This is a genomic window from Xanthomonas dyei (assembly GCF_002939865.1).
GTDB classification, from domain to species: Bacteria; Pseudomonadota; Gammaproteobacteria; order Xanthomonadales; family Xanthomonadaceae; genus Xanthomonas; species Xanthomonas dyei.
The window spans coordinates 23,637-33,214 of sequence record NZ_MDEE01000045.1; the positions used below are offsets into that span (position 1 = coordinate 23,637).

Sequence of the window (9,578 nt, forward strand, 5' to 3'; positions counted from 1 at the left end):
CGAAGGTCTGGGTGGGCGCCGCCGTCGCGTTCGCGGCGGCGGCTTGCGTCAGCGCGGTGTCGGTAGGGCCGCTGGCGGCACGGGCGGCCCGGGTGGTGCCTGCGGCGGTGGCGGCGGCAGCGGACCATCCGGGCGCGGAGGAACGAACAACGCACGCTGCGACGCGCGGTCGCGACCCACTGCGGTGGCTTCGATCGCGCGCCCGGCCGCGGTGGCGACACCGAACCCGCGCACGCTCAGCGGTGCTCCAGTACGCAGCAGGCCGCTCAACTGCAATGCCAGATGCGGCGGCATCCGCACCACGGTGCCGTCGCTCAGCAATGCACCGTTGGTTTCGCCGCCCGGGCCGTAGACCAGGCGCTCGATGCGTCCGTCCGCTGTTAACGGCGTGAGTGCGGCAGGCGCGGGCGGCGGCATGTCGCCGGCCAACGGCGGGCGGTCCACCACCTCGCGCTTGCTGCGCGTGGAGCGGATGCTGCTGGCACGCAGTACCGGCAAGTCGCCCAGGCGATAGCCTTGCACGCTCACCGCATCGCCGCGGCGCACGGCTGCCTGTAGGTCAGCGGACAGATGCGGTGCAAACGCCACCTGGGTGCCGTCGCGCAACCACAGCCCGTCCACGTCGCCGTTGGGATTGAGCATGAAACGCTCGACGGTGCCGCTGACCTGCACCGGCGTGGCGGCCACCGGTGCCGGCGGCGCAGGCGGCATGGGCGGCGGTGGGGGCGGCGTGCCCACCGGCGGACGCGGTGCGACCGGCGCGGCAGGCGGCGGCGGAACCTGCGCCGCCGCGGTAGCCACGCTGTAGGCCAATGCAACAGCAAGTACGGTCTGACGAAGCATGTGATGTCTCCAGCGCGGCAGGAGTGCCGCTCGCAATGCGTACAACGCAGACATCGTGCCAACTCGGGAAGCCTTGTTTTTCAAGGCTGATGGCCTTGAACAGGGCACCTAAGATGTCTGCATTTCATCCAGCGTTGTCCGTTTTTCAGACACCTGCGCTGCGGTGTCCCCTGTCCGGGCAGCCTCGAAGGCCGGCGTTCGCGATTGCAGGCTGCGTCCGCGTCTAATGTTTGCAACGTCCTGCCGGCAATCGGGCTAGGCGGGCGAACCACTCGATCGGCACCGGTTCGTCACCCATCCGCACAGCCTTGCAGGCGCCAGCCCGCGCGCCTACTGCAAGCCGTAGTCGTCGAGCTTGCGGTACAGCAGCTGCCGATGAATGCCGAGCCGGCGTGCGGCCTCGGCACGATTGCCGCCGCTGTGTGACAGCGCATCCTGGATCATCTGTTTCTCCAGCCGCGCCACCGCTTCGGGGAGCTGCATTTCCGGAGCCGCCGGCGGCGCCTGCGGCGGCGCGAGGTCGCCGAGCGCCTCGTCCAGATCGTCCGCCTCGATGCTGCGCCCGCGCACCAGCACCTGGCTACGCTGCATGACATTGCGCAGCTCGCGCACATTGCCCGGCCACGGGTAGGCCAGCACGCGCGCCTGCGCGGCCGGCGACAGCGCGCGTGCACTGCCCTGCCCTGTGCGCAGAAAGTAGTCGGCCAGCAGCACGATGTCCTGCCCACGCTCGCGCAGCGGCGGCAGCTCGATCGGCACCACGTTCAAGCGGTAACGCAGGTCGCTGCGGAACTGCCCGGCGGCCACCCACGCGGCCAGATCGCGATGAGTGGCCGCCAGCACGCGCACGTCCACCTTCTGCGCACCGCGGCCGCCCAGCGGCGTCACTTCGCCTTCCTGCAGGAAGCGCAGCAGCTTGGCCTGCATCGGTAACGGCATGTCGCCGATTTCATCCAGAAACAAGGTGCCGCCATCGGCCTCGCGGATCAGGCCGATTCGGTCGCTGGTCGCACCGGAAAAGGCGCCCTTGCGATGACCGAACAACTCGCTCTCCATCAACTCCAACGGAATGGCCGCGCAATTGACCGCCACAAACGCCGCATTCGCGCGCGCACTGGCGCGATGCAATGCACGCGCGGCCAACTCCTTGCCGGTGCCGGTCTCGCCGGTGATCAGCACAGGCAAGTCCGATGCGGCCGCTAGGCCGATGCGCTTGTGCACGGTGCGCATCGCCGGGCTGTGGCCGACCAGCGCATCGTCTTCTTCAGGCAGCGGGATCGGCGGCTCGTCGGCTGCAGCATCGGCGCGGCTCAGCAACGCACGTTCCACCACATCGACGATATCGGCACGCCCCACCGGCTTGACCAGATGATCGAACGCACCCAGCGTCATCGCCTCGATGGTGTTGCCGCTGGACACATGGGCGGTAAGCATCACCAGCGGCACCTGGGCCGCCTGTGCATCGCCCGCCCGCGCGCGCAACACCTCGATCCCGTCCATGCCAGGCATGCGGAAATCCACAAACGCCAGATCGACACCGCCTTCGCGCAACTGCGCCAGCCCCTGCGCGCCGTCGCTTGCGGCAATCACGCTGTGCCCGAGCGAGCGCAGCGTCGCCTGCAAGGTGGCGAGAAATGCTGCGTCGTCGTCGATGATCAGGATGCGCGCCATGGCAGCTCCACATTGAAATGCGTCATGCCATCGGCATGAATGTAGTGCGCCTGGCCGCCGTGCGCGCGCGCGATCTCGCGCACCAGTGCCAGCCCCAGCCCATTGCCGTCGCTGCGGCCGCTGACGAACGGTTCGAACAGCTGCGCCGCAATCGGCTCGGGTACGGGCGCACCGTGATTGCTCACTTGCAAATGCAACATGCCTTGGCGCTGCTCCGCACACATAACAATCTGCGTGCCTGGGTCGGCGTGCTGCAACGCATTGCGCAGCAGATTGTGCAATGCGCGCCCCAGTTGCTGCGGATCCAGTGACCACTGCAGCGGCGCATCCGGCACCTGCAGCTGCAATTGATGCGCGGTGTGCGGCAACAGTGTGGGATCCAGCAGCTCCTTCAGCCAGTCCTGCACCACCACTGTCTCCAGTTGCAGGCGGATCGGCTGCACCATGCCGAGCAGGCTTTCGACCACGCCATCCAGACGTCGGATCTGCGCCAGCATCAGCGCGCCATGCGCGGCATCGTCGGGAGTGACATCGCGGCGTGCGATCTCGTTTTCCACCGCAAGCCGCATGGTGGCGATGGGGTTGCGGATTTCATGCGCCACCGTTGCAGTCATGCGCCCGAGCGCGGCAAGCCGCTCGTGCCGCGACAGCTCGTCGGCCAGCTTGCGGGTCTGCGCCAGCGCCTGCGCAGTGCGCTGCGCGTAACCCGTCACCGCAGCGCCAAGCCGATCGAGTTCGGGCGCGCCCGTGTGCGGAATCCGCGGCATCTCTGTATCGGCCGCCAATGCGTGTTGAATCTTCTGCAGACGCTGACTCCAGCGCCGCACCACCACGCCCAGCGCAATGGCCGAGACCGCGACCATCGCAAAGATCAACACCATGCCGACCACCAGCGACCGCCACGCATCCGAACTGCTCGCCGGTACCCGCGACATGGTCCACGCCGCGGTGCCGGCCGCCAACGGGCAGGCGCTGATCAGCAGCACCTCGCGACTGCCATCGCGGCGGAACTGCACGGTCTTGCGTCCCTGCGCGCTTTGCCGCGCGGTGCCCACGATGGTTGTCCACTCGGCTGCCGGGATATCGGTCTTGTGATCGCTGCCGTCATAGGTGGGGTAGGCATAGGCGATGAAACCCTTGTCCACATTCCACACGCCGCCTTCCACGCCGGGCGCATCGGCCAGCACCAATTGCACCACCACCGCGGCCAAGCCTGCGCCGTTGTCGCCGCTGCGCGCGGCCTCGCTTGCGCCGGCATAGCGCTGCACGATGCGCATGCACTGCCCGCTCAACTGTTGCCGCGCGTCTTCCAACCGCACACCTTCGGTCTGGCGATACAGGCCATACAACATCGTGGCCACGCCCAGGCAGGCGGCCACGATCACCACCCAGATCAGCAACAATTGCCGCAGTAGCGAACGTGGCATGCAAGCGATCCGGGCAAGGGCGGCCGATGATAGAACTGGTCGCGTTAGCGCAGGTTGGTCTTGACCAGCTCGATCACCTCATCGCCCCGCCCGCTCATCACCGCTTTGAGCAGGTACAGGCCCATGCCCTTGGCCTGTTCGAGCTTGATCGCCGGCGGTACCGCCAACTCCTGCGTGGCGATGCGCACATCCACCAGCGCCGGACCGGAATGCGCAAAGGCCTGCCGCAACGCACGCTCCAGCTGCGACGATTCGTCCACGCGGATGCCCAGGATGCCCATCGCATTGCTCATCGCGGCAAAATCCGGGTTGCGCAACTCGGTGCCGGTATCCAGATAACCGGCAGCCTTCATTTCCATCGCCACAAAGCCCAGCGAGGCATTGTTGAACACCACGATCTTCACTGGCAGGTTCAACTGCGCCAATGAAATGAAATCACCCATCAACATCGCAAAGCCGCCATCGCCCGATAGCGCAATCACCTGCCGCCCGGGGAACGCCGCCTGCGCGCCCAGCGCCTGCGGCATCGCATTGGCCATCGAGCCATGGTTGAACGACCCCAGCAAACGGCGCTTGCCATTCATGCGCAAATAGCGCGCCGCCCACACCGTGGGCGTGCCGACATCGCAAGTGAACACCGCATCCTGATCGGCAATCTGGCTGATCAGTCGGGTCACGAACTGCGGATGCAACGGCTCACCAGGATCGGCCGGCACTGCCAGGTCATCCAGCCCTTCGCGCGCCTTGCGGTAGTGCTCCAGCGATTTCTCCAGGAAGCGGCGGTCTTCGCGCCGCTGCAACTGCGGCAGCAAGGCCGCGATGGTTTCGCCCACATCCGCCGCAATGCCCAGCTGCAGCGGCGTGCGCCGTCCCAAGGCACCGGGGTCGCGGTCCACCTGCACGATGGTGGCGTCCTTGGGATAGAACTGCCGATACGGGAAATCCGTGCCCAACATGATCAAGGTGTCGCAGTTGAGCATTGCGTGGTAGCCGGAACTGAAGCCGATCAAGCCGGTCATACCGACATCGAACGGGTTCTCCCATTCCACATATTCCTTGCCACGTAGCGCGTGCACGATCGGCGCGCCCAGCCTATCTGCCAGCGCCACCACCGCATCGTGTGCGCCTGCGCACCCGCTGCCGCACAACAAGGTGACCGCCTTGCTCTGCTGCAACAGCTCGGCCAACTGCTGCACATCCTCGGCCGCAGGCAGCACGCGCGGCGCGCGCAGGGCAGGCCATGCGCTCGACAGATGCTTGTCCACCTCCAGCAACGCGATATCGCCGGGAATCACTACCACCGCTACGCCTTGCTGCAGGATGGCCGTGCGCATCGCACGATGCAGCACTTCCGGCAGCTGCGCCGGATTGGTCACCAGCTCCACAAAGTGGCTGCACTCGCGGAACAGCTCTTGTGGGTGGGTTTCCTGAAAATAGTTCAGACCGATCTCGGACGACGGAATATGCGCGGCGATCGCCAGCACCGGCTGCCGGCTGCGATGGCAGTCGAACAAGCCGTTGATCAAGTGCAGATTGCCCGGCCCACAACTCCCGGCGCACACCGCCAGGGTGCCGGTCACCGCAGCCTCGGCGCCTGCGGCGAATGCGGCGACTTCTTCGTGGCGCACATGCATCCACTCGATGGTCTGCATCTCGCGCAGTGCATCGGTCAAGCCATTGAGGCTGTCGCCGGTCACGCCCCAGATCCGCCCCACACCCGCGCTCTGCAGCGTCTCGGCCAGAAACCGCGCCACCGTCTTCTTCTTCGCCACGATGCAGCTCCGCTAGTGTATTGAGCAACCAGCTTGGCAGGAGAGATGTGTGCCTGATGTCGAGTTCGGGGCGAAGAAAACGCCAAACCGAGAACCTGACCTCGAAGATAACCATGAATGCCAACCAATGCATACGACAGACAACGCGATCTTTACAAGCAGTGTATGTGACCGGATCACCGAGACGGTCCCGTGTCGCCAGGACAGGGCTAGCAGACGCTACAAAAAATCGCCTAACTGAAACGAATTCTGCCGGAGATTTGAGCGCAGGATCTCAAGTCCCTGGGAGTGAAGCTGGGACACCCTGCCCTTGGTCACGCCAAGCTCGTTTGCGATCTGTACAAAGGGCTTATGCAAGTAGTAATAAGACATGAAGATGTCACGCGTGCGTGGAGCTAAATGCAACATCGCATGAGCCAAAACGCTTCGAGACTGCTCCTCTGCGATGGCCTGACCGGGCCAAGCATCGGTTGCCTGCTCCACCAAATGCTGGGTCGCGATCTGCACAATCGCACCGATGAAGCCATCGAGGCTGCCGATGTCATCGGCCAAGGTATCGATAGGGTCTTCAATCCGGCGAGAGAATTTATGCTGGCGTACGCCGTTGAATACTGCTCCCCGCACGCGTCGTTTTGCATACAGCGTAAAAGGAATCGACCGAGCCGGGTCGTACCTGCTCATCGCTTCCAGCATTCCGATGTGTGCATTTTGCACATGATCCGCCCAGTCCAGATCGCGACGGCCGACACGGCGATACACGTCGGCGGCAACTATCCGCGCCCACGGCGAATACTCCGTCACCAGGAAGTCTCTCGCCTGCAGATCGTGTTCTGTCTTGAATCGCCTCCAAAGCTCGGCAACAAGGGCCTCCTTGTCCATGGCGTGTCAGGACCAAATACTGCCCAACAACGTCCGGGAAACGAGCACCCATCCATCGATCAAAATAAATAGCAGAAGCTTGAGGGGAAGGCTAACGGTTGCAGGGGGTAGCATGATAATGCCGAGCGCCATCAATATTGCGGAAACCACCAGATCGATCATCAGGAACGGCAGAAAAATGACAAATCCCATCTGAAATGCGGTTTTCAGCTCACTCAGAATGAAGGCTGCGGCAAGATGCGTAAAACGGATCTCTTCAACGGTCTTTGGCGGCGCGACACGGGCCATTTCGCTAACTGCGAGTAGATCCGACTCGCGTGTCTGACGCACCATGAAGTCGCGCAACGATGGCGTGGCAAGGGACACCGCTTCGGTTGCAGTAATCTGATCTGCAAGATAAGGCGTCAGCGCATCCCGCTGAACCTTGTCCAGCACCGGCCCCATCGAGAACAACGTTAATAACATCGCCAACGTAATCAGTACGCTGTTAGGTGGTGTTTGTGGAATGCCTAGCGCATGTCGCAACAAGGCCAGTACAACGATGATGCGTGTAAAGCATGTCATGCCGATCAGGATGACCGGAATGAACGAGAGCATCGTCATCAGCACAAAAACGCGCAGCGTAGAAGAGAATTCCTGTTTGCCTGCGGCGCTCAGTGCATCGCTCAACGGATCTGCGCAAACCGCTGAGGCGACAAGCATCAGGCTTAAACCGACAACTCCAGTCAGCAGCTGGCGATACACGTTCCGCCGGGTCACTTTGATACCTCTGTGGCCGCAGCAAGACGTTGGATCCCAACCTGATGCCTGGACTCAGTGACCAGCACGCTCTCGCCTTCGATCTCAAGCAGGTACACAACCGTAGAGCGACTGACCCGATACTCTGCACGTTTTACGATGCTGCCAACTGCAGTGGAGATCCTAGCGCCGCCCTGCCAACGCGCGAGCATTCCTTTCTTCTTCAGTAATAACAGAGCAGCGACGAACACCGTCAGTAAAACGGTGGTCCAGATAAGCGCTGGGCTAAACGTCGCGGCGCTGAGAACCGTATCGCCGCGGTAGGGAATGGCAGTCGGCATGTCTTAGCTCAGAGTAATTCTTGAATCCGGACGCCGAGCTTGTCGCCGACAGCCATTAGCTCGCCTCTGGCAATTGCCTTGCCATTGAGCATGAGGGTGACCAGTGCGTCGCATGCCTCCTCCAGCGTCACCACGTCGCTCTGCTTAAGCGCCATGATCTCATCGACGCTCATTTCTACGTGCCCGACATGCGCTACCAGCTTTGCCTTGACGTGACCGAAGATCGAGAGATCGCGCGCTACGGTATTAGTTTCCATCTTCATTCGTCGTGTCCTTGATCAGATCTGTTATTCAATGCAATTCAAGTGCGCGCTGGCCTTGCACAACGACCAAGCGCGCAGCGGCAAGGACCTGGTTTCCATTCATTAGATGAAGCGGTGCGTGCGCGTCGCTGTCGACAATCAGAACTTCGCCGATACGCAGCGTCGACACCTCGCCCAGCTCTACCTCACCCACGATCAGCTGGGCATCCAGACCAACAGATTGATTGAGCAGCGCGGCATGACGTGACGTCAGCTCAGAACGAACAGTTCGATCGATACTGTCACTCTCCGACGCACACCAGACCGCATCAGCGATCACTTCGACCTCAAACGCGTCCCAGTGCGCGGTAGCACGAAAAGCGCCATGGCGAGGTGCGAAGCGATCGTTATCGATCTGCTGGCTGCGTCCCACGCTGTCGGAAATGTGGTTGCCTACAAGTGCGTCTAGCAGCGCTTGCAGCGCATCCTCACCCACACTCCCACATAACTGCGTGTCAGCGGCGCTGGATAAGCCCATCAACTCCGCACCAAGTGCCGAGCACGACGCGCTACGTAGCCGAATACCAAACAGTCCTCCGACATTGGTGGTAGCGATCCGCCAGTGCACTGTATCCAGAGAATCTTCAACGGTTTGCATGACGGCAACACGCGGGCGCTGGTCAACCTGATCTTGTGAGGCCGACCATTCTTTGAGCCAGGCGACCAAGCGTAACTCCAGGGTCTCGCATAAGCTCTGGGCAGTGGCAGGACGTATCCAACCAAGACGTTTCATTGATCAACCACCCCGTGTGCTGTTATAGAGCTGTTCGATCATTTCATTGCTGACTGTCATCACTCGCGAACTGGCTTGATAGCCGCGCTGAATGATCAACATGTCGGCGAATTCCTGCGTCAGATCGATATTCGACATCTCCAGGCTGCCACCCTGGATGCTCCCGAAGACGCTGGAGCCGGCACGACCAAGCTCACTGCGCTGACTTTCCACGTCCGACAGCATGCGTCCACTGGAGAGCTCCAACGTGCTCTCGCTTTGAAATGCCGCCAGTGCAAGCTGAGCGCCCCGGCGTTTTTCGGTCGAGCTGTAAGTGACCTGGAGGATGCCCTTGTTGTCGAATGCCAGTGCATTGATGCCCAGCACGGGACTGCCGTCCTCCACGGTGGCGGTCAGACTGTCGGTCAGACCGGACAGACTGGTCGTTCCGGTGAATGTGCCTGGCGTGCCGAAGCCAAGCGAGACCTTCTGACTGCCTGAGCCTGCCGAAAGCGTGACCTCGAGCGTTCCGGAGCCCGTCTCGAGCATACCGCTGGTGCTGAAACGCAGATCACCGCTGCCGACTTGTGCGCCGGATTCGTCGGTCACGGTGACGCGATAAGTACGACCCGCTCCGACCGATGCAACCGGCGCAGCAGTATTGATCTTGAGCGTATGGACGGTACCGGCAGCGTCATAGACTTTGATGTCGCTGACCGAACTGCCTGTGGATGTTGGGGATAGATTGCCGCTTAGCCGCACGCTGGTCGTGGCCTTGGCATCCAAGGTACGTAAGCCATCCAGGTTCTTAGGTATCCCCACGTTTTTAAGGTACCAGGCTCATCTGCTCGCGCACTGCGTCGGGCAGGGTGCGCAAGCGTTCTAGCCAGCGT

Annotated in this window: 10 protein-coding genes; all 10 read right to left on the reverse strand. The window is 62.5% G+C overall.

The features are described 5' to 3' along the window. Positions 1-48 precede the first annotated feature (48 nt). A complete protein-coding gene (locus XdyCFBP7245_RS20325; RefSeq protein ID WP_104617230.1) occupies positions 49-843 on the reverse strand; it encodes a hypothetical protein in 795 nt (264 codons plus the stop codon). A 330-nt stretch (positions 844-1,173) separates the two neighbouring features. After that, positions 1,174-2,514, reverse strand: coding sequence for a sigma-54-dependent transcriptional regulator (locus XdyCFBP7245_RS20330; protein ID WP_104617231.1), 1,341 nt, complete (start codon positions 2,512-2,514; stop codon positions 1,174-1,176). Then, complete coding sequence (locus tag XdyCFBP7245_RS20335; protein WP_104617232.1) at positions 2,499-3,941, reverse strand: sensor histidine kinase; 1,443 nt, start codon at positions 3,939-3,941, stop codon at positions 2,499-2,501. Before XdyCFBP7245_RS20335 ends, XdyCFBP7245_RS20330 begins: the two co-directional genes overlap by 16 nt. A 44-nt stretch (positions 3,942-3,985) precedes the next feature. Continuing rightward, entirely contained in the window at positions 3,986-5,695 is a 1,710-nt protein-coding gene (gene poxB, locus XdyCFBP7245_RS20340; RefSeq protein ID WP_211287756.1) for a ubiquinone-dependent pyruvate dehydrogenase, read from the reverse strand. A gap of 237 nt (positions 5,696-5,932) precedes the next feature. After that, positions 5,933-6,592: a sigma-70 family RNA polymerase sigma factor gene (locus tag XdyCFBP7245_RS20345; RefSeq protein WP_104617234.1), complete on the reverse strand. Its 660-nt coding sequence runs from the start codon at positions 6,590-6,592 to the stop codon at positions 5,933-5,935. A gap of 6 nt (positions 6,593-6,598) precedes the next feature. Then, entirely contained in the window at positions 6,599-7,336 is a 738-nt protein-coding gene (gene fliP, locus XdyCFBP7245_RS20350; protein WP_244907869.1) for a flagellar type III secretion system pore protein FliP, read from the reverse strand. A gap of 11 nt (positions 7,337-7,347) precedes the next feature. Further along, a complete protein-coding gene (locus tag XdyCFBP7245_RS20355) occupies positions 7,348-7,671 on the reverse strand; it encodes a hypothetical protein (RefSeq protein ID WP_104617236.1) in 324 nt (107 codons plus the stop codon). An 8-nt stretch (positions 7,672-7,679) separates the two neighbouring features. Then, entirely contained in the window at positions 7,680-7,934 is a 255-nt protein-coding gene (locus XdyCFBP7245_RS20360) for a FliM/FliN family flagellar motor switch protein (RefSeq protein WP_104617237.1), read from the reverse strand. A gap of 28 nt (positions 7,935-7,962) precedes the next feature. After that, positions 7,963-8,640 carry a FliM/FliN family flagellar motor switch protein gene (locus tag XdyCFBP7245_RS20365; protein ID WP_244907870.1) on the reverse strand — a complete coding sequence of 226 codons (678 nt, stop codon included), beginning with the start codon at positions 8,638-8,640 and terminating at the stop codon, positions 7,963-7,965. Between the two features lie 69 nt (positions 8,641-8,709). Beyond that, positions 8,710-9,471, reverse strand: a complete 762-nt coding sequence (locus tag XdyCFBP7245_RS20370; protein WP_244907871.1) for a flagellar hook-basal body complex protein — start codon at positions 9,469-9,471, stop codon at positions 8,710-8,712. Between the last annotated feature and the right edge of the window lie 107 nt (positions 9,472-9,578).

Excerpts from the sequence above, each read along its gene's own strand:
- XdyCFBP7245_RS20325 (WP_104617230.1), bottom strand. The coding sequence starts at position 843 with ATGCTTCGTCAGACCGTACTTGCTGTTGCATTGGCCTACAGCGTGGCT.
- XdyCFBP7245_RS20330 (WP_104617231.1), bottom strand. The coding sequence starts at position 2,514 with ATGGCGCGCATCCTGATCATCGACGACGACGCAGCATTTCTCGCCACC.
- XdyCFBP7245_RS20335 (WP_104617232.1), bottom strand. The coding sequence starts at position 3,941 with ATGCCACGTTCGCTACTGCGGCAATTGTTGCTGATCTGGGTGGTGATC.
- XdyCFBP7245_RS20345 (WP_104617234.1), bottom strand. The coding sequence starts at position 6,592 with ATGGACAAGGAGGCCCTTGTTGCCGAGCTTTGGAGGCGATTCAAGACA.
- XdyCFBP7245_RS20355 (WP_104617236.1), bottom strand. The coding sequence starts at position 7,671 with ATGCCGACTGCCATTCCCTACCGCGGCGATACGGTTCTCAGCGCCGCG.
- XdyCFBP7245_RS20360 (WP_104617237.1), bottom strand. The coding sequence starts at position 7,934 with ATGAAGATGGAAACTAATACCGTAGCGCGCGATCTCTCGATCTTCGGT.